General features: G+C 66.7%; 15 protein-coding genes. 7 read left to right on the top strand and 8 right to left on the bottom strand.

The window, feature by feature from the left end; all coding sequences use genetic code 11:
* Positions 1-104 precede the first annotated feature (104 nt).
* The 3 genes from CWT10_RS04490 to CWT10_RS04480 all read left to right on the top strand — a co-directional run bounded on the left by CWT10_RS04490 (position 105) and on the right by CWT10_RS04480 (position 3,840).
* Positions 105-551, top strand: a complete 447-nt coding sequence (locus tag CWT10_RS04490; protein ID WP_128683285.1) for a MarR family winged helix-turn-helix transcriptional regulator — start codon at positions 105-107, stop codon at positions 549-551.
* Between the two features lie 11 nt (positions 552-562).
* On the top strand, positions 563-1,927 hold the full coding sequence (locus tag CWT10_RS04485; protein ID WP_199176352.1) for an MATE family efflux transporter: 1,365 nt from the start codon (positions 563-565) through the stop codon (positions 1,925-1,927).
* Positions 1,928-3,210: 1,283 nt separating this feature from the next.
* Positions 3,211-3,840, top strand: coding sequence for a helix-turn-helix transcriptional regulator (locus CWT10_RS04480; protein ID WP_103063471.1), 630 nt, complete (start codon positions 3,211-3,213; stop codon positions 3,838-3,840).
* A 123-nt stretch (positions 3,841-3,963) separates the two neighbouring features.
* On the opposite strand, the gene CWT10_RS04475 is transcribed toward CWT10_RS04480, so the two are convergent.
* Positions 3,964-4,848 carry a LysR family transcriptional regulator gene (locus tag CWT10_RS04475; protein WP_233188192.1) on the bottom strand — a complete coding sequence of 295 codons (885 nt, stop codon included), beginning with the start codon at positions 4,846-4,848 and terminating at the stop codon, positions 3,964-3,966.
* Between the two features lie 125 nt (positions 4,849-4,973).
* On the opposite strand from CWT10_RS04475, the gene CWT10_RS04470 reads away from it, so the two are divergent.
* From CWT10_RS04470 to CWT10_RS04455, 4 genes are all read left to right on the top strand, one after another.
* Positions 4,974-5,852, top strand: coding sequence for an aldo/keto reductase (locus CWT10_RS04470; protein ID WP_103063469.1), 879 nt, complete (start codon positions 4,974-4,976; stop codon positions 5,850-5,852).
* Positions 5,853-5,970: 118 nt separating this feature from the next.
* Positions 5,971-6,861: an aldo/keto reductase gene (locus CWT10_RS04465; protein ID WP_103063468.1), complete on the top strand. Its 891-nt coding sequence runs from the start codon at positions 5,971-5,973 to the stop codon at positions 6,859-6,861.
* Between the two features lie 224 nt (positions 6,862-7,085).
* A complete protein-coding gene (locus tag CWT10_RS04460) occupies positions 7,086-8,003 on the top strand; it encodes a magnesium transporter CorA family protein (RefSeq protein ID WP_103063467.1) in 918 nt (305 codons plus the stop codon).
* Positions 8,004-8,356: 353 nt separating this feature from the next.
* Positions 8,357-9,025 (top strand): SDR family NAD(P)-dependent oxidoreductase, encoded by a 669-nt coding sequence (locus tag CWT10_RS04455; protein ID WP_103063466.1) that lies wholly within the window; start codon positions 8,357-8,359, stop codon positions 9,023-9,025.
* Positions 9,026-10,542: 1,517 nt separating this feature from the next.
* Here CWT10_RS04455 and CWT10_RS04445 read toward each other — a convergent pair.
* From CWT10_RS04445 to dapC, 7 genes are all read right to left on the bottom strand, one after another.
* Positions 10,543-11,931, bottom strand: coding sequence for a citrate synthase (locus CWT10_RS04445; RefSeq protein WP_103063464.1), 1,389 nt, complete (start codon positions 11,929-11,931; stop codon positions 10,543-10,545).
* 179 nt (positions 11,932-12,110) lie between these two features.
* The gene (locus CWT10_RS04440) at positions 12,111-13,592 is read right to left on the bottom strand and encodes a glycoside hydrolase family 1 protein (protein WP_103063463.1); all 1,482 of its coding nucleotides are present in this window, start codon (positions 13,590-13,592) and stop codon (positions 12,111-12,113) included.
* A complete protein-coding gene (locus tag CWT10_RS04435) occupies positions 13,589-14,935 on the bottom strand; it encodes a PTS sugar transporter subunit IIC (RefSeq protein ID WP_103063462.1) in 1,347 nt (448 codons plus the stop codon). The genes CWT10_RS04440 and CWT10_RS04435 overlap by 4 nt, the downstream gene beginning before the upstream one ends.
* Before the next feature lies 1 nt (position 14,936).
* Entirely contained in the window at positions 14,937-15,296 is a 360-nt protein-coding gene (locus CWT10_RS04430; RefSeq protein WP_199176351.1) for a PTS sugar transporter subunit IIB, read from the bottom strand.
* Between the two features lies 1 nt (position 15,297).
* Positions 15,298-15,735: a PTS lactose/cellobiose transporter subunit IIA gene (locus tag CWT10_RS04425; protein ID WP_103063461.1), complete on the bottom strand. Its 438-nt coding sequence runs from the start codon at positions 15,733-15,735 to the stop codon at positions 15,298-15,300.
* Positions 15,732-17,642, bottom strand: a complete 1,911-nt coding sequence (locus tag CWT10_RS04420; RefSeq protein ID WP_158247666.1) for a BglG family transcription antiterminator — start codon at positions 17,640-17,642, stop codon at positions 15,732-15,734. The genes CWT10_RS04425 and CWT10_RS04420 overlap by 4 nt, the downstream gene beginning before the upstream one ends.
* Before the next feature lie 221 nt (positions 17,643-17,863).
* A complete protein-coding gene (dapC, locus tag CWT10_RS04415) occupies positions 17,864-19,090 on the bottom strand; it encodes a succinyldiaminopimelate transaminase (protein ID WP_103063459.1) in 1,227 nt (408 codons plus the stop codon).
* Positions 19,091-19,362: the final 272 nt, after the last annotated feature.

Raw genomic sequence — 19,362 nt, 5'->3', positions numbered from 1 at the left:
CTCTCAGGGGCCTTGGACACACCTCACAGCACACACTGACCGATCCGCTAGGCCGCACCCTGTACAGTAGGTCCGAACTCGGACTCAAGGACTGAAGGGGTCACATGGCCACCGACCTGATGGAACTGCAGCAGGCGATCAACACGACGATCAAACGCACTGAGGACGCCTACCACCGGGCCGCCCGGGCGGCGGGACTGTCGGATGCAGCATTCGACATTCTGTATGCACTGCACATGGAGGGTGAGGGCTGCTCGCAGAGCCGACTTGGCGAGCTGTGCTTCACCCGGAAGCAAACAGTCAACTCCGCCATCAAACGGCTCCAGGAAGACGGCATCGTGCACCTTGAGCCCGGGCCGGGGCGAAGCACCCACGTCTACCTGACCGATCAGGGCAGTGCACTCATCGCCGAGCACATCATCCCCATCATCAATGCCGAGCTCACAGCCCTGGCCTCGATAACATCTGCTCAGCGCAACGAGCTCGCCGCCGCCCTGACCGAACACGCGAACGTCCTGGTAGAAGAGCTGGACGCAGTCGAATACGACTGACGACTATGGACATGTCCCAGCACCTGGGGCCGCGCGCACTGCTGCGCTTCACGGCGCCCTCCATCGCGATGATGATCTTCACCTCGATCTACGGCGTGGTCGACGGCCTGTTCGTCGCGAACTTCGCCGGCAAGACGGCGCTGGCCGCCGTCACCCTGATCATGCCGTTCATCATGATCCTGGGCACCCTCGGCTTCATGATGGGCTCGGGCGGCAGTGAACTCATCTCCCACACCCGCGGCCGGGGCGACGGCGAACTGGCGAATCGTTATTTCTCCATGATCGTCTACGTCGCGCTCGGGGCGGGCATCGCGTTGGCACTCATCGGCGCGCTGGCCATGCGGCCCGTCGCCCAATTGCTCGGTGCATCCGGCCAGATGCTTGAGCTGTGCGTGCTGTACGGGCGGATTCTGATGGTCTCGCTGCCTGCGTTCATGCTGCAGTACGCCTTCCAGACCTTCGCCTCCACCGCGGGCAGGCCCCGACTCGGACTGTATGTGACGGTTGCGGCGGGGGTGACCAACATGGCTCTGGATCTGCTGTTCGTCGGCGCCCTCGGGTGGGGCGTGGCCGGAGCCGCGTGGGCCACCGTAGCCTCGGAGCTGTTCGGCGGCCTGGTGCCGTTGTTCTGGTTCGCTCGCCCGAACAGCAGCTTCCTGCGGCTGGGCCGCCCGGCCGGGGACCTGGCCGCGCTGGGACGGGTATGTGTGAACGGATCATCGGAGATGATGGCGGTGGTGGCCATCTCGGTGGTCAGCATCATCTACAACCTGCAGTTGCTGAAGTATGTCGGCCCCGACGGGGTGGCCGCCTACGGCGTGGTCATGTACGTCAGCATGATCTTCACCGCGGTCTTCGAGGGCTTCTGCATGGGCGCCGCCCCGCTGATGAGCTACCGGCACGGCGCCGCGAACGACGTGGAGAAGCGCAGCCTGATGCGTACCTCACTGGCCATACTCGGCGTGGCCGGCGCGGCGATGCTGCTCACCTCACAACTGTTGGCGCACCCGCTGGCGCTCGTCTTCGCCGGACGCGACCCCGGTCTCATGGAGCTGACCGAGACGGCGCTGCGCATCTTCTCCATCTCCTTCCTGCCCATGGGCGTGAGCATGTACGGCTCATCATTGTTCACGGCACTGGGCAACGGGCTCGTCTCGGCGGCGCTGGCGGCTGGCCGCACCCTCGGTCTGGAGGTGGGCTCGGTCCTGCTGCTGCCGCTGCTCGTGGGTTCCACGGGCATCTGGGCCGCGATCATCGTGGCCGAGACCATGGCCGCGCTGGCCGTGGGTGGGCTAATCGGCTGGCTGGGGCCCCGGTATGGGCTTCGCGGCCTCCGACGAGGCCGCCGACGCGACCCCGGAACCGTCCCCGCCTAGCGAAGGAGCCCACCCCGAGACCTGCACCGCTATCATCACCAACGCACCGCGGCCGCAAAGGTGGTGCCGCTGAGGGCTCGCTCGAAGCAGGCGATATCCGGCTCTTCCGATCTGGGCGTGGAGAGGCCCCGGAGAGACACGGTGGAGGCGGATGCGAGTCAAGTTCGCCTTGAGATCGCTCACCTGATTGGACCAGCTGGCTTCAGTCGGACCGCCTTTAACGCACTCTCAGACGGTCCAAGCGCCGGAACGCGGTCCAAGTGAAGAAACCGGTCCAAGTAGAGGGCCCGTGCCCGGGCAAGCCCCAGGATCCGCACCCCCCGATACCCAGCATGTGCCCATCCACGACGCCCTACATGTGTCCTTCTCACCCCGAGCGAATCGCGATAATTGAGGGCTCTTTCGGTTTGGGAGTGTGGTGGGGGGTCCCGGCTGTAGGCCATAGCGGAGTGCCCGGATTCGGTGCGAACCATGCCAGCCGTGCCGGCGTCCACGGACAATACGTCGGAATCACGCGGATGCCCCGCCAGACCGCATGCGCACCAACGACATCAGTGCCGAACGCGGACATTACCGGCCTGCGCCCGTCACCACGCAGTGCGCGGCGCGACTGCTCCGGTCGGCATCCCACCATCCGCACGCCCCGCACCCTCCGCCATTGCGGGACGGCCCGGAGCGCGACTACCTGTCCTCAGCGCACGCCCCACACCCTCCCCGCCATTGCGCTCGCAAACACCGGGAGCCGAGCACGCGCACGGGCAGGCCCGGCGCGAGCACGTGCCGCACGCTCAGTCCCGGCACGCTTCCACAGAAACGGCATAATCACGCGGAAAGCACACCACCCGAAAAACAGGCCAACCAGCTCCAGCGTGCCGCAACCCCCACGGCGCACGCTGGAGCCAACCAACCCCCACCACACAAAAACCAAAAACACCGAAATACCAGGCAAAACCCGCCAACCGGCCGAGGCGGCGAAGTGACTGAGCGTGCGCCACTCCCAAGATGACGCACCCGACCCGGGCCTGACCACCCCAACAAACCCACCACACCCACTGAACCCTCCCACCACCCCCCGAATTATGCGCATCTCAACCGGTGGTTGAGTCGGTCAGGCCCCGTGCCCGGCTCACGGATTCCGTGATCAACGGATGCGTGCTACCGCTCTGCGTGCCGGACCAGTCATCATCGTCATTGCGCAACGCCGGCAGGCGCCCCGCAGCGCCCCGGCGCAACACCAACGGCCAGCAGGCCTGGTGCAAACACAATGGAAAGCAGGCAGATACATGAAGCACTCGGTCGGACGCAATATCGCCAGGCTGCGGCTCGCACGCGGCATGACCCAGGAGCAGCTCGCAAAACGCATGGGCGTCACTCCGCAGGCTGTCAGCAAGTGGGAGAACGACCTGAACTACCCGGATGTGGCCACCCTGCCCGCCCTGGCGGCCCTGCTCGACACGAGCGTCGACGCACTGCTCGCCGTGCCCGATGAGGACGCACCGACCGACAGCCCGACGCCTCCCCCGCCTGCATCCTCCGCGACGCCGTCGCCAGCATCGCCCCCGAGGGCGTTGTCGCCCGCTGTGCCCACAGCCACCGGATTCACCCTCGTGCGTCCCGAGCCCGCGACACAGACGGAGGGCGGGCGGCAAGCACCGCGAACGGCCGGGCGCAGCCTCCACATTGAGGTCCGGGGCCCGCAGGACAATGTCAACCTGGCCTTCCCCATGCAGGCAGTCTCCGCGCTGGCGGCCCTCATCGCGAATGTGCCGCAGGTGCGCACCGCCGCCGGCACCCATGGCATCGATCTCAATGCACTCCTGGCCACCTCATACAGCGCCCTCGACAGCGCCGGCCCGAGCACCCTCATCGACGTCATCGATGATGAGGACCACGTCCGCATCTGGGTCGACTAGACAACTGAGCCCGGACCGGGTGCGGCTGCTATGCGGTCGTCGCGCATCGGGACGCCGGGACCACTTCGACCGAACTCGGCAGTAACGTCGACCGAACTCGGCGTTGGGTGAGGGGATGGCGGGTCAGGAGGTCCGGCCGCGCGCCCAGTCGAATACGTCTGCGGCCTCGCGGCGCCCGCCCGGGCACAGCAGCAGGTAGAAGGTTGCGTGCGCCATGGCGTCCCGAATGGGGACGACTACACGTCCGGGCGCGGGAGCGGATAGTGCGGGAGCGTCGGTGATGAAATGCGGCAGCGGGGAGCTTTTGGCCAGTTGCGCGAAGACGTCCCGGTCCTCCTGCACGACGAACTGCGAGTGGGGCAGGTGGCGGTCGCAGCGCTCGCGCCAGAAGCCAATGTCCGCCAGCAGCAAGAAGGTCTCCCCATCCAGCTCAGCGACCGCCACCTGCTCCCGGTCCGCAAGCGCGTGCCCGGCGGGCAGGGCGACGGCGAGGTTCTCCACCATGAGCCAGGCCGAGCGCACGCTCGGCAACGGGTGGGGCCGCAGGGAGATGCCCAGGTCTATCTCGCCACTGACGATGCCCTCCTCCACCTCCTCCTCGGCAAGCGACTGGGAAGTGAGCACCAGACCGGGGAAACGCTCGACGATCAGGGAGGTCAGCCGCCACAACGGAGCCGGCGCAACAGTGCCCACGCGCAGGGCCCGGGTACGGCGGGCGAGGTCGCCCAAGACGGCGCGCAGAGCCTTCTCCTCGCGCAGGAGCCGTCCGGCGTGGTCCAGGGCGATGCGTCCGGCCTCGTTGAGAACGAGGCGGCGTCCGGGACGGTCGAAGAGGGGCTGTCGCAGTTCTGCCTCTAGGCGTTGCAGCGAACGGCTGAGCGCCGGCTGGGACAGATGCAGGGAGCGAGCGGCGGCGCTGAGCGTGCCCTCGCGCGCGATCGCCTCCAGCTGGCGCAGCTGCTCGAAGTCCACCTGCCGCTCACTCCCCCACTTATGTGTCTGACGCATCAAGACTTCCGATATTGGCATTTTACATACGGGCGGATCGCAGAGAAGACTTATGCGTGACGCGGCAGTTGAATCGGCTGACCGAGATGACCGCCGTGCCTAGGAGCCGATACGAGGAGCAGACCATGATCACCATCCCGTCCTTCACCATGAACAACGGCATCAACATCCCGGCGCTGGGCTACGGCGTCTTCCAGATGACCTCCGACCAGGTCCGCGAACACCTGCCGCAGGCCCTCGAGCTCGGCTACCGGCACATCGACACCGCCAACGCCTACTTCAACGAGGTCGCCGTCGGCGAGGTGGTGCGGGACGCCATCGCCGCCGGCAGCGTGAAGCGCGAGGACCTGTTCATCACCAGCAAGCTGTTCCCGCAGTCCTACCCCTACGCGCAGGCCGTGAAGGACATCGACGCCACCTTGGAGCGCCTGGGCCTGGACTACCTGGACCTGCTGCTGTTCCACCAGCCCTACGGCGAGTACACCTCCGGCTGGAAGGCGATGGAGGAGGCCGTGGCCGCGGGCAAGATCCGCTCAATCGGTCTGTCCAACTTCCCGATCGCCAAGTTCCAGGAGATCCTGGACGTCGCCTCCATCAAGCCGGTCGTGAACCAAGTGGAGGCGCACCCGCGCTGGAACCAGCACGAGCTGAAGGCCCGGATGGACCGCGCTGCCGGCACCGAGGTCCTGGTAGAGGCCTGGTACCCGCTCGGCCATGGCGACAAGACCCTGCTGGAAGAGCCCGCGATCGCCGCCGCCGCGCAACGCACGGGCGCCACCCCCGCCCAGGTGATCCTGGCCTGGCACCTGGCGGAGAAGAACATCACCTTCCCCAAGACCTTGAATCCCGCCCACATGGCGGACAACCTCGCCGCCCTCGACGTGACGCTGACCGAGGCGGAGATCGCCGCGATCAACGAAACCCCGCAGGCCCCCTATTACGTGATCCCCGACGAGCCGCCCGCCTTCACGACGACGGTCAACGACTACTCCCAGCAGGCCTGAATCCCTCCGGCTCGCGGGCCTCCCGCCGCGCGGCCACCCCTGCACCGACCGACCATCCGCACCACAAGCTCCCGCGCCCCACAGTCGGCGCTCATGTCCCGCCCCAGGAGGCAGACTCATGACTAACATCGTCCCCACCAAGACGCTCAACAACGGCGTCGAAATGCCCGTGCTCGGCTACGGCGTCTTCCAGACCCCGCCGGAGAAGACCGAGCGCTGCGTGAGCGAGGCCCTCCAGGTCGGCTACCGCCTCATCGACACCGCGCAGGCCTACGGCAATGAGGAGGGCGTGGGCGCCGCCGTCGCGAAGAGCGGGCTGCCGCGAGAGGAGGTGTTCATCACCTCCAAGGTCTGGGTGTCCAACATGAACTATGAGCGCGCCGCCGCCTCCATCGACGAGTCGCTGGAAAAGCTCGGCACCGACCACATCGACCTGATGCTGCTGCACCAGGCCATGGGCGACTACCCGGGCGCTTACCGGGCCCTGGAGGATGCCTATAAGGCCGGCAAGCTGCGCGCCATCGGCGTGTCCAACTTCTACCCCGAGCGGCTGGTGGACGTGGCCGCGCTGGCCGAGATCACCCCGGCCGTCAACCAGGTCGAGACGCACCCGTTCCGCCAGGACGACGCCGCACACGCGGTTATGGCCGAGCTCGGCGTCGTCCACGAGGCCTGGGCTCCCTTCGCGGAGGGGCAGAACAATATCTTCGCCAACCCGGTTCTCACCGAGATCGGCGCCAAGTACGGTAAGCAGCCCAGCCAGGTAATCCTGCGCGCGCTAATCCAGAAAGATGTGGTGGTAATCCCCAAGACCACTCACCGCAACCGCATGGAGGAGAACTTCGACGTGTTCGACTTCGAGCTGAGCGATGAGGACCTGGCGACCTTCCGCGCCCTGGACGACGGCTCCCTGCCGCGCATCTTCGACCACTGCGACCCCAAGCTCGTCGGCTGGCTGCTGCGCGACCTGGTCAAGGCCCAGCAGCTGGGCGGCGGAACCTTGTACTGACCGCAACGCGCATATCGTCGGCTCAGGGGAACGACGGCGAGACCTGGCGTGAGGCTGCCGCGCCGGAGGATCGCCCGGCTGACGGCCCGGCTGACGGGATACTCCTCGGGGCACACCACCGTTGCTGTGAAACAATGCCGCAGCCGCGCAGCCAGACGGTGCAGGTTCATCGCCCGGCTCCCGGCGCTGCCGGTCGCATTGTCGTGCTACGCCGAGGAGAATCCGTGTACTACCTGATTGACGAGTCGCTGACTCCATGTGGCCCGGAAGAAGTGGACCACGCCGACAGGCAGTTCGTCGCCGTACTGACTCCCGAGCAGTGGGCCCAGCGCCGCAGTACCTTCGATCTGGGCATCGACATCGACCCCGATCCCGACGTCGTCCTGGGCACTCAGGCCGAGGTCAACTACGACGCGATCACGGGCACGATCTTTATCCCGGACCGCACGTCGCCCGATGCTCCGGATAAGCGATTCGCCTTCGCACTGGATGAGAAGGGCGTGGTGTTCATCGATGCCCAGGAGACTGCCGCGGGGCTCGTGGCGGCCATCGCCGCCACACGCCGGTGGCGCCGACCGGGGCTGGAGCGTTTCCTGGCCGATTTCCTCATGCAGATCATCAAGGACGACGCCGCCCTTCTACGCGGCTACGAGCGTGAGCTGGATCATATGGAGGATGCAATTCTGGATGACACCGCCGTGGGCGCGGCGGAGCGGATCAATGAGATGCGCTCCGAGCTGCGCGACCTCGACAGCCACTACGACCACCTCATGGATCTCACGCAGATCCTTGAGGAGAACGAGAACGGCTTCTTCCGGGACGAGGACCTGCGCTACTTCCGCACGGTCTACGGTCGGCTCGACAAGCTGCGCGACCAGGCATCCTCGCTGCGCGACCAGGCCCTCCAGATACGTGACCTGTACAAGATGCATCTGGACGTGCGGCAGAACCACATTATGGCGGCGCTCACGATCGTCACCGCGATTTTCGCTCCGCTGACGCTTATTGTCGGCTGGTACGGGATGAACTTCGAGCACATGCCCGAGCTTCAGTGGCCGTGGAGTTATCCGGCGGTCGGGGTCCTAAGTGTTCTGGTGGCCATCGGCTGTATCGCCTTCTTCAAGCACCGCAAGTGGCTGTGACGGTCCTTAACTAAGCTTCCGGCCTGAGGATGTGGGCCCGGCTGACTGCCGGCCTCGTACTTGGACCGCGTTACTGCGCTTGGACCGTCTGAGAGCGCGTTTCAGGTGACAACCGCAGCCAGGCAGTCCAGATGGAGCATCCGACGCCGGACTTCCGGGAGGCACTGGCGGGGACTCCCGAAACCGGGAGGGGTGGCGTAGGCTCCGAGCGATTGCGCGATGCGGCGCCCGGCGTCCGCGGCGCGTCACTTGTGCCGGTCTGGGCATGACTAGTGCCGATCTCGCGGCGCCGAGCCGCCGGACAGCACGCCGAATAAACACCGAGCAAACGCCGGATACCGGAGGAAACCACGATGACCACCATCGCCATCATCGGCGGCGGCCCGGGCCTGGGCCGTGCCGTCGCCCGCCGCTTCGGGCAGGAGGGCTTCAACGTCGCCCTGATCTCCCGCAGCCGCGAGCACCTGGATGAGCGGGTCGCCGCCCTGAGCGCAGACGGCGTCAAGGCCCGCGGCTACGTCGCCGACGGCCGCGACGGGAAGGCAATTACTCGGGCTCTGGCCGACGCTGCCCGCGAACTCGGCCCCATTGAGGTGCTCCAGTGGAGCCCCGTGCCGGCACGCGAATTCATGAAGCCCGTACTGGAGACCAGCGCGGAGGATCTGGTCGGCCCCATCGAGATGTCCGTCTACGGCCCCGTCAATGCGGTGCGTCAGGTACTTCCGGGCATGCGCGAGCTCGGCCGCGGCACGATCCTGCTGATCAACGGCGGCTCCGCCGTCCGCCCGGGCCCGATGGTCACCGGCACCTCGGTGGCCTTCGCCGGGGAGAGCGCCTACGGGCAGCTCCTGCACGACGCGCTCGCCCCGGAGGGGATTCACGTCGCCCAGCTGATTATTCCGCGCGGCATCGGAGGCGGCGAGCCCTCCCACGAGCCGGCGGCCCTGGCCGACCGGATCTGGGAGCTGCACGCACAGCACGACGGCGACTTCCGCACTTTCGCCGCTCCCATGGACGTCTAGCCCGTACCATGCACGTCTGCCGCCGCATTCACGGGCCACGTGGCCACGCATGCCCCGACGCCGACCCTGCTAGGGCGCTCGGCCCCGGGAAATCCGGGCGGCAGAAAGGTGGGGAGCCATCCTGCGGTTACCGGGTGACTTCCCTAGGCAGACGGCTCAGTTGAGCCTCCTGCTGGGGGCATCCACAAGGGCGCCAATGGCCCGGACCAGATGAGCGATAGCGTCGATCAGTTCGCTCACCTGCCGGGCCATTCCCATGTCCTTGCGGACTTTGGCATGTCGACCTTTCGGCTCGGACAGGGCCCCACCTCCCTCCTCGTTCCTACCTTCTCGGCCAAGGACATGGAATGTTCCGAGAGGAGGTGCCAAAGAAGGCGATTTCGGCTTGTCGGCGTGAACGTGGTGCTTTAGGTCGGCGTGGTGCGGGGGTGTTGCGGGGCGTTGTGGGGGGGGCCGCCGTTGGCGTGTCTTGTTTGGACCGCTTCGCTCTGTTTGGACCGTCAGCCTCCGTTTGGACCGCTTCGCTCTGTTTGGACCGCTTCGCTCTGTTTGGGCCGTCAGCCTCCGTTTGGACCGCCTCGCTCTGTTTGGACCGCCGTAGTGCGCTACTGGGGCGGTCCAAACAGACTTATGGGGTCCAAACAGACTTACGGGGTCCAAACAGACTTACGGGGTCCAAACAGGGGCGTGCGGTCCAGACTCGGGGGCGTGCCTGGCATAAGGGTGAGGTGGCGGCGAAGCGCCTTGTCGCTGCCGCCGGCGGCCTCGTCGGCCGGGCAGTGGCCACCGGTCGCCCAGTCGATGAACTCGCCCCAGCACCGCCTGCCCGGTCTGGGACGGTGACGCCGGGCGGGGTGCGGTGGCCTGGACGTGGCAGGTGGCGCAATTCCACCGCTGGGTGCCTGCGGCGGTGCGGCCGGACCTTATCCGTCGGGGGCTGGCAGATCAGTCAGGGCCTTGCCCGCGGGGAACCGTGTTCTCACGGCATACACGTATACCCGCGGGCGTCAAGCACCACCCCGGATCAACCCCCCAGACCATAATCACCCCGACACTCCCGCACCACACCAACCAAAACCCCGACCGTAAACACCACGCCCAAGCCGACAACTCGAACTTTCGGGTTAGACATGACCCCACCTCCCTCCTGGCTCCTACCTTCTCGGCCAAGGACATTGAGTGTTCCGAGAGGAGGTGCCGAAGAAGCCGCCTCCAGCGTACGCGGCGGGTACGACGCGTACAGGACGGATCCGACCATCGCGCTTCAAGAAGTGCCTGCCGTCAGCTTGTCAGCGTCGCCATCACCGCCACTGGCGGTAAACCTTGGGGGTGATCGGCGTCGCACATTAACCGACGGGAGGCGAGTGGCTTGCACGCTCTGCCTTGCTTGTCAGCACCCGGGCGGGCCGCTGGCGGGTCACGGCCGCAGACCGGACGCTAGAGGTTAGCTGCGAAGTCGTCATAGGCGCGGGCGTGGCCCCGCTGCGCGAAGTCGCGTAGGTCGAAAACGCGGGCCCTCACACGCGCGGGACGCGGTCCAGCGTGGGTTCGCCAACACGGGTGTCGAGGTACTCGCGCACGCGCTTGCGGCGGTGCATGGCCACGTAGTGGCGCTCGATCTCTCCGGTGTACACCTGCCGGGGACGGCCGATGCGCTTGGCCGGGTCGCTCATCATCTCCCGGTACTGGGCGATCCAACCGGGCAGGCGGCCGAGGGCGAACAGCGGGGTGAACATCTTCGTGGGGAAGCCCATGGCCTGGTAGATCAGCCCGGTGTAAAAGTCCACGTTCGGGTACAGGCTGCGGGAGATGAAGTAATCGTCGGACAGGGCCACCTCCTCCAACTCCATGGCGATCTCCAGCTTGCGGTCCCCGTCCTTGGAGCCCAGGCGCGTGAGCACCTCGTGGGCGGTCTCCTTCACCAGGGCGGCGCGCGGGTCGTAGTTCTTGTAGACGCGGTGCCCGAAGCCCATAAGACGCACCCCGTCCTCCTTGTTCTTCACCTTGCGGACGAATTCAGAGGTGCTCATCCCCTCGGACTGGATGGTGTCCAGCATGCGTAGCACCGCCTCGTTAGCGCCGCCGTGCAGCGGCCCGGACAGGGCGCCGACGCCGGCGGCCACGGAGGCGTACATGTTGGCGTCCGAGGAGCCGACCAGGCGCACCGTGGAGGTGGAGCAGTTCTGCTCGTGGTCGGCGTGCAGGATCAGCAACATGTCCAGGGCGCGCACCACGGTGGGGTCGATGTCACTGGCCTGATAAGGCATGCCGAAGGTCATGTTGAGAAAGTCCTCGACGTAACCGCGCTTGGGATCGGGATACAGCAACGGCAGCCCGATGGCGCGGCGCGCGATATAGCTGATCATCGTCGGCATCTTGCTCAGCAGTAGGACCGTGGCGAGCTCGGTCTCGTAAGGATCGTGCGGATTGAGAGTGTCCTCGTAGTAGGTGGCCAAGCCGGCGATACCCGCCTGGAGGATCGCCATGGGGTGTCCGGAGGAGGGGAAGGAGGTGAAGAAGCTACGGAAGTCCTCGTGCAGCAGGCGGTGGCGGCCGATGCGCCGCTGGAAGCGCTCGAAGGTCTCCGGGTCGGGCAGTTCCCCGTTGATCAGCAGGTAGGCGACCTCCAGGAAGGTGGAGGACTTGGCCAGCTCCTCAATCGGGTAGCCGCGGTAGCGCAGAATGCCGGCGGCGCCGTCGATGTAGGTAATGTCCGAGGTGCAGGCGGCGGTGTTGGTGAAGCCGGGGTCGAGCGTGACCAGGCCCGTGGTCCCCAGCAGTTTGCCGACGGCGAGACCATCCGAGCCGTCGGTCGCGAGGGCTCGCGGCAGTTCCAGGCTCGTCTCGCCGACGGTGAGCATCCCGGGGGCGTCCTGGGCGCGCAGGTCAGTGGGCGTTTCGGTCATTAGTGTCTCCTTGCTGGCGACGGCGGGCCGCGGGAGTGGCCCCGGAACTGTCTGCCCGGAACCATACCGGCCCGCGAGCGCCGTCGCCGCCACGGAGCATGCCGACGGCGCGGTCAGCGGTCCACACCCACCGCGCCATCGGCGTATTAACAGCAGCATTCACGGCAGCGCCGTCGCCGCTACAGCTCCCTGCCGTTGGTGGCGATCACATGCCGGTACCAGTCGAAGGACTGCTTGGGGGTGCGGTGGTATGTGCCGTTGCCCTCATCGTCCGCGTCGACGTACACGAAGCCGTACCGCTTGCTCATCTCGCAGGTGGACATCGACACCAGGTCGATGCAGCCCCAGGGCGTGTATCCCATGAGTTCGACGCCGTCGTCGATCGCCAGACCCATCGCACGAATGTGACGGCGGAAGTAGTCGATGCGCGCCTCGTCCCGGATGGACCTGTCCGCATCCGGCGTCTCCCGGATACCCACCCCGTTCTCCACGATGAACAGCGGCAGCCGGTACTTGTCGTACAAGGACACCAGAGAGTAGCGCAGGCCCTCGGGGTCGATCTGCCAGTTCCATTCGTTGACCTCCAGGTACGGGTTCTTCACCCCTGAGGACAGGTTGCCGCTCACCCGCTCCCGCTCGCCCTCATCGTGGGCGGAGACCAGCGACATGTAGTAGCTGAAGGACAGGAAGTCGACGGTCCCGGCCGCCAGCTCGACCCGGTCGGCATCGGCCACCTCAACGTGCAGTCCCTTACGGACCCAGTCGCGCTCCACCCACCGCGGATACTCGCCATGCACATGGACATCCGCGGCCATCTCGTTGTCCCGGTTGGTGCGCTGGGCCGTCAGCTGGTCCTCCGGGTGGGCGGTGAGCGGGTAGTGCAGCAGCTTGGTGAGCATGCATCCCATACGGGCGTCGGGGACGAGCTCATGCAGGAGGCGGGTCGCACGCGCGGAGGCGAGGAGCTGGTGGTGCAGCGCCTGGTAGCAGACCTCCTCCATGTTCATCCCCTCGAAGTGTTCGGCCAGCAGACCGGCGGTGGTGAAGGGATGCCGGAAGATAGAGTCGACCTCATTGAAGGTCAGCCAGAGCTTCACCGCCTCCCCGTATTCGCGGAAGCAGACCTCGGCGAAACGCATGAACAGGTCGACCATGGCGCGGTCGTACCAGCCCCGATGGTTGAAAACCGTGGCCAGCGGCTGCTCGTAGTGGTGCAGGGTGACTAGCGGCTGAATGTTCCGCTCACGCATGGCACGGAACAGCTCGTGGTAGAAGCGCACTCCGGCGGCATTGGGCTCGGTCTCTTCCCCGGTGGGGAACAGCCGACTCCACTGGATGGACACCCGCAGAGTCTTGAAGCCCATCTGGGCCATGAGGTCCAGGTCCTCCTGGTAGCGGTGGTAGAAGTCGTTGCCGCGCCGCTTGGCGTAGGGACCCTTGGAGTCGGTCCATTCCAGGGCGGCCTGGATGTCCGCCAGGGTGATGGCATGACCGGCCCGGTAGTCGCGCGGGTCGACGTCGGGCTTGTGCCGGGTGACGTCGGCGACCGACGGGCCCTTGCCGTCCTCATCCCAGGCGCCCTCGCACTGGTTGGCGGCCAGCGCCCCTCCCCACAGGAAATCGTCTGGGAAAACCGGGTGCAGTTGGTGTGGTGTGTTCATGCGGAAACAGCCTCCTTGCTGTCGCTGAGGGCGGCGGAGTCCTCCTTGAGGGCCTCCTTCGCGGCGCGGCGGTCATCAATGGCCACGAAGGGCAGCCACATCAGGGTGGTGGCAGCCAGAATGACCGCCTGAACCACTATGCCCTGCCAGCCGAAACCGATGAAGCCGTTGATGAAGATCGGCACCCCGAAGGGAACGTCGACGGTGTTGGCCTGGATGAATCCGAGATTCATCGCACCCAGGGCGATCGCCGCCGAGATGCCGGTGTTGAAGATGAACGGAATAGCGTAAAGGGGGTTGAGCACCAGCGGCACTCCGAAGACAAGCGGCTCGGAGATGCCGCAGACCGCGGGTACAAAACCTAGTCGGGAGATCATTCGCAGATCCTCCTGCTTTGATATCAGCGCCCCCACTATCGTCAGGCCGAGAATGCCACCGGCACCGCCGAGGACAATGAAGGTCACCCAGAAGCCGTATGTGAGCGGCTGGGTTGGCTGCGCACCGGCGTTGACCGCCGCGATATTGGCGGCGATGGCGGTGGCGAACAGCGGGTTGCGGATAGGAGAGATCACCAGTCCACCGTGGATACCAAGGAACCAGAACAGCTGGGCGAATACTGCCATGAGAATGATGCCTGCGGTGGATTGGAAAATGCTCTCCAACGGATGCTGAAGCACCGCGTACACCCACTCATTGAGGTAGCTGCCGGTCCCCAGGCGGAACAGCACGCCGAAGACGGCGGAGAAGGTCAGGATCAGGAAGACCGGGATGAGCGAGTTGAAGGACTGGGTGATGGCGGGCGGGACGGAGTCCGGCATGGTGATGCGCAGGGCCTTGATGCCGGACAGCCAGCGGAACAGCTCGGTGATGGCGACGGTCCAGATGATGCCGATGAACAGGCCCTGGGCGCCCAGGGCGCCGTCGCCCAGGCCCGCCGCAGTGCCGCCGTCGGAGCCGTCCTCGAGCAGAGCCTGCACACTGTGTGGGACGACGGTCACGTATGCGGCCACGCACAGGACGGCGGTGGCCTGCGTGGGCGTGCCGTTGCGTTTGGCCAGCTGCCAGCCGAGCAGGATGACGATAGGGATCGTCATGAAGCTCATGGTGGCGAAGTTCATAGCGGTGAAGGCCCCGTCGAGGCTGGCCAGGGCCGGAACCCAGCGGGCCAGTCCCGTCTCCTGCGAGGACACCAGGGTTCGCAGCAGGCTGGCGAAGGAGCCCACCAGGATGAAGGGCAGGAAGTAGCTGAAGGAGTTCTTCAACGAGTTCAGGTATTTGTTGTCGTCCACCTTCTCGGCGATGGAGGTCAGCCCGTCGGAGAACCGGTCGGAGAGGGAGGGCATGTCATTCGCCCCCGGTCAGCGACTCGGCCTGGGCGATGACGGTGGCGCCGTCTCCGCGGCCGTAGGCGCGAGCGTCGATGACCTCGACCGGGGCGGCGTCGCCGACCACGCCCCGCACCTTGCGCAGAATGTGGCGCACCTGCGGGCCGAGTAGGACGACGTCGAAGTTGCCGAGCTCGGACTCGATGGATGACTGGTCGGCCGCCCAGATCTTGTAGTTCTTGCCCTGTGCGGCGGCCGCCTCCTGCATGCGCTGGACAAGTATGGAGGTGGACATTCCGAGGGCGCAGGCCAGCATGATGCGCAGCGTCGGCCCCTCCTGACTGGTGGCCTTCTCCGGCTGGGAGCTGTGTTCGGTCATTTCAGTTCTCCTTCGTGTTGGTGTTGGTGACGGTGGTCGGGTCCGCTGGTGCGGTCGGGGAGGCGGCCGGGCCGTCTGACGGCCGGAACCGCGCCTCCAGCTTGTGGATTCGGGAGTAGAGCTCAATGAGCATTTCGGCGTTCTCCTTGGCCATGAGCGCCATGGTCAGGTGGTCATTGGCGTGCACCAGAACGATGTCCACGTCCACGTGGTCCTGGCCGGCCTCCTTCTGGAGGAGGGCGAATTGGATGTCATGGGCCTGGCGGAAGTCGTCGTCCGCACGGGCCAGGGCCTGACGGGCCGCGTCCAGCTGTCCCTCCCGGGCGAGTTCAACGGCCTCCATCGCCTTGGACTTCGCCGTCCCGGCGGCGAGGATCAGTTCGAATGACACGGCATAGGGATCGTCTGCTGGTTCGCGCGCCGACTGTGGCTCGCTCATACTTCCTCCTGTGGTTGCTGGGTGATCTCTCGAATCGAATGGACGATGGCGGTGAAGTCGCGGCTATCAATGAGGGTGGTGATGTGTTCCTCGCTCATCAGGTACCTGGACAGGTCCTGGTAGAACTGCTGCAGGTCCTTGCCCTCCCGCGTGGATATGGACACCAGGCATACGACCTGGACCGGGTTGCGCGTCCAACGGATGGGTTCGTCCAGGACGCCGACGGCGATGAAGGTCTCCTTGCTCATGGCCACCTCGCCGTGCGGCATGGCGACCCGATTGCCGAAGTCGGTTGGCGCCAGCGCCTCTCGCCGCAGCACCGAGTCGAGGAACACGGCGGGCAGGTCATATCTGGTGCGCGCGAGCCGGGTCAGTGCCGCTATCGCCTCACGCGCGGTACGGGCCTCCAGGTGCGGAATGAACAGCTCGGCTGAGAACACCCGGTCTATACGGGTGCTCGGTTCACTGACCAGCACCCGCCGAATCCTGCGGATGTCGGCATCATCCAGGAACGGACCGACTTCGATGACGGGGACACCCGGATCGGTTTCGAGGGCGACCGTGGTCAGAACCAGGTCCGTGTCCGGCTGTGCCCGGATCGGCTCCCGCGTGCTGACGGTGATGAGCGACTCGATAAGGTCTCCCAGGCGCTCACGCAGCCGCAGCTCAATGAGCCGGGTGGCGGCGCCGTCGGCGCCGGATACGAGCACCAGGCGCTTGCGCCGTTGCTCGGGCCGACGGCGTTCGAGGGCGAGCGCGAACCACAGGGCGATGTACCCGGCCTCATCCTCAGATACGGTGCCGCCCAGGTGGCGGGCCAGGGCGGTGCAGGCCTGCACGGCCACCGCGTAGGCGAGCGGATAGGCCTGCTTGATGCGTTCCAGGCTCTGGTTGGGCATCCGCATCTGGAAGCGCAGACGTACCAGTAGCGGAATCGTGTGCTGAACCAGGGATGCCCGCAGCTCGTCGTCGGCCGACAGGCCCAGGCCGAAGCCCTCGTCGACTATGCGAAGCATCCCATCCACCACCTGGCGTGCCTCGACGATGCTCTGTGAGTCGGAGGCGTCGGCAGGGCAGGTGAGCACCCTGCGTCCGGCGAAGTGCAGCGCCAGGTAGAAACGCTCCTGCAGCGGGTAGGTCAGCCCCAGGTCCCGCTCCAGGCGGTCGAGGATGTCACCGGCGACGCCTAACTCCGCTTCGGTGATGTACCGCCCCAGTCCGGCGGTCTCCCCCTCTATGGTTCTGCCTGCCCTTACTCGGCTGGTGGCGATGGCGATATGCAATATCACGCTGCGCACCACCGCCGCCGACGCAGGGATGTCATGGGCATCCAGCACCTCACGAACATGGTGTTCCGCCCGGTTCACCCCCGGTTCCAGATCCTCGACCGCGAACCCGGAGCTGCGCTCGGGGTTGTAGACGGTTGCCAGGCAGGTACGTATATCGAGTTCCGCACCGATTACGCGCACGCCCTTGTAGGGGCGCCGGTCCACCAGCAGGCTGTGTTCGGCGAGTATGGACTCCACCTGGGCCAGGTCTGCCGTGACCGTTTTCTTCGAGACGAACAGCGCCTGTGCGATGACCTCGAGTTTGATGTAGTCCTGTGCGGTCAGCAGCAGCCGCAGCAGATAGCGTCGGCGTTCCACCGCCGTCACGGGTGTGCCGTCGACGGCGCCGCGCGTCTCCTTCAGGTCGGCGAAGGCCTCGGCATCGGTGATTGTCAGGGTATAGCCGGTGCCGGGCTTGGACTCGATGCGGGCGCCGCCATCGGCCAGGGCGCGGCGCGAGCGCGACAGGAGGGTGCGCACGGTGCGACTGGTGACGCCCAGGCGGTCGGCGAGTTCTGCGGCGGTGACCACCTCGGTGTCTCCGAAGGCGTCCAGCACGTCCCAGATGCGCTCGTCCACCGCTCGCCTCCTTCGCCGTCGTCGTCGACAACAAAAAAGGTATGAGCATTCGCGGGCGTCCTCCATCCCGTCGTTTTCCGGGGTACTGCGGAAAACCGCGGGTCACGCGGGGCGGCGGGCGGGCGCTGGACCCCGGCGGATGCATCAGGTGCGGCGGGCGAATGAGGTCACCTACTGCCCGCGGCGGCACCGCCGGCGCCGGGGCGGGTGCGCGCAGGGGCTCAGCCGGCGAACAGTGAGGCCGCGCCGGGGTCGTGCAGGCGGCTCACGGCAGCGGCCACGCGCTCGTCGGTGTCGGTCAGGGACATGCGCACGTGTCCGGCGCCGGCCTGGCCGTAGAAGTCCCCGGGTGCCACCACGATCCCCAGTTCGGCAAAGGCCCCCACCAGGTCCCAGGCGCTCATGGACGCCGGGCCGCTCAGCCACAGGTACAGGCCGGCCACAGACTCAGGGTCGTTCACCAGTCCGACGGCGGCGGTCGCCTTCACCAGCGCTTCGCGCCGGGCCCGGTAGACGGCCTGCTGCGCCACCACGTGTGCGTCATCGGCCAGGGTGGCGGCCAGGGCGGCCTGCACGGGCGCGGGCGGGAGCATGCCGGTGTGACGGCGCACCTCGGTGACGGCGGCGACCAGCTTCGGGTCGCCGGCGAGGAAGGCGGCCCGGTAACCGGCGATGTTTGACTGCTTGGACAGGGAGTACAGGGCCAGCAGGCCCGTGAAGTCCGGCGCGCCGTCGGGACCGGTGCCGGTCACGCGCGGATCCAGCAGGCTGGGGACGCCGGCGGTGACCCAGGGCTCCTCCCAGGCCAGTTCGGCGTAGCACTCGTCGGACAGGACGACGACCCCGCGCTCACGCGCCCAGGCGACGATGCGGGCGAGCTGGGCGACGGCGAGGACATGCCCGTCGGGGTTGCCGGGACTGTTGAGCCAGATGGCGACGAGGCGGCCGTCGGGCAGCTCCCAGGTGTCGGGGTCGACGGCGGTGTCGACCGGTACGGGGGTGGCTCCGGCCAGGCGGGCGCCGACGTCGTAAGTGGGGTAGGCGGCGCGTGGGTGGGCGATGAGGTCGCCGGGGCGGGCACCGAGCTGGAGCGGCAGCTGAGCCACCGACTCCTTGGAGCCAATGGTCGGGATGACGGCGGCGTCGCTCAATCCGGGTACGCCGCGACGGCGCCGCATCCAGTCGATGATGGCGGCACGCACCTGGCCCGTGCCGTCGGCGGGCGGGTAGCCGGGGGCGTTGGCGGCGGCCGCGAGGGCCTCGCGGGCGACCGCGGGGCTGGGGTCCACGGGCGTGCCGATGGACAGGTCGACGACGCTGCCCGGATGCTGGGCGGCGCGCTGTCGGTAGGGGCGCAGGGAGTGCCAGGGGAAGTCGGGCAGGGCGAGCGGACGAGGCAGGGCGGTCGCAGTAGAGGTGGCGGGGCCGGCGGGCGTGGAGGCGTTCACGTCGTCATTGTGTCGTGTTCCCACCTCCGCGGCAGCGCTCTGGCGAACCGCGGCGTGAGGCGTCTCATCTTCCGATACCTTTCAAACACTTACTACACCTGATGCATCTGCTGCTCGTCCAAGGAGACCCCGATGGCCACCAAGATCAGCACCGTAACAACCGTTAACGCCTCCTCCATTGATGCGCAGAGCATGGATGTCCTGCTTGACGCCGCTGTCCGCCGAGGATCTCACCGAACTCGAAGAACTCTGATCCGCTCGCCTTGTGGCCG

Source organism: Actinomyces qiguomingii, assembly GCF_004102025.1.
Classification (GTDB): Bacteria; Actinomycetota; Actinomycetes; order Actinomycetales; family Actinomycetaceae; genus Actinomyces; species Actinomyces qiguomingii.
This window is presented reverse-complemented; position numbering and strand designations above follow the sequence as displayed.

Coding starts and splice junctions, on each gene's coding strand:
- CWT10_RS04490 (WP_128683285.1), top strand. CDS start 105: ATGGCCACCGACCTGATGGAACTGCAGCAGGCGATCAACACGACGATC.
- CWT10_RS04440 (WP_103063463.1), bottom strand. CDS start 13,592: ATGAACACACCACACCAACTGCACCCGGTTTTCCCAGACGATTTCCTG.
- CWT10_RS04480 (WP_103063471.1), top strand. CDS start 3,211: ATGAAGCACTCGGTCGGACGCAATATCGCCAGGCTGCGGCTCGCACGC.
- CWT10_RS04465 (WP_103063468.1), top strand. CDS start 5,971: ATGACTAACATCGTCCCCACCAAGACGCTCAACAACGGCGTCGAAATG.
- CWT10_RS04445 (WP_103063464.1), bottom strand. CDS start 11,931: ATGACCGAAACGCCCACTGACCTGCGCGCCCAGGACGCCCCCGGGATG.
- CWT10_RS04435 (WP_103063462.1), bottom strand. CDS start 14,935: ATGCCCTCCCTCTCCGACCGGTTCTCCGACGGGCTGACCTCCATCGCC.
- CWT10_RS04475 (WP_233188192.1), bottom strand. CDS start 4,848: ATGCGTCAGACACATAAGTGGGGGAGTGAGCGGCAGGTGGACTTCGAG.
- CWT10_RS04425 (WP_103063461.1), bottom strand. CDS start 15,735: ATGAGCGAGCCACAGTCGGCGCGCGAACCAGCAGACGATCCCTATGCC.
- CWT10_RS04430 (WP_199176351.1), bottom strand. CDS start 15,296: ATGACCGAACACAGCTCCCAGCCGGAGAAGGCCACCAGTCAGGAGGGG.
- CWT10_RS04470 (WP_103063469.1), top strand. CDS start 4,974: ATGATCACCATCCCGTCCTTCACCATGAACAACGGCATCAACATCCCG.
- CWT10_RS04485 (WP_199176352.1), top strand. CDS start 563: ATGTCCCAGCACCTGGGGCCGCGCGCACTGCTGCGCTTCACGGCGCCC.
- CWT10_RS04455 (WP_103063466.1), top strand. CDS start 8,357: ATGACCACCATCGCCATCATCGGCGGCGGCCCGGGCCTGGGCCGTGCC.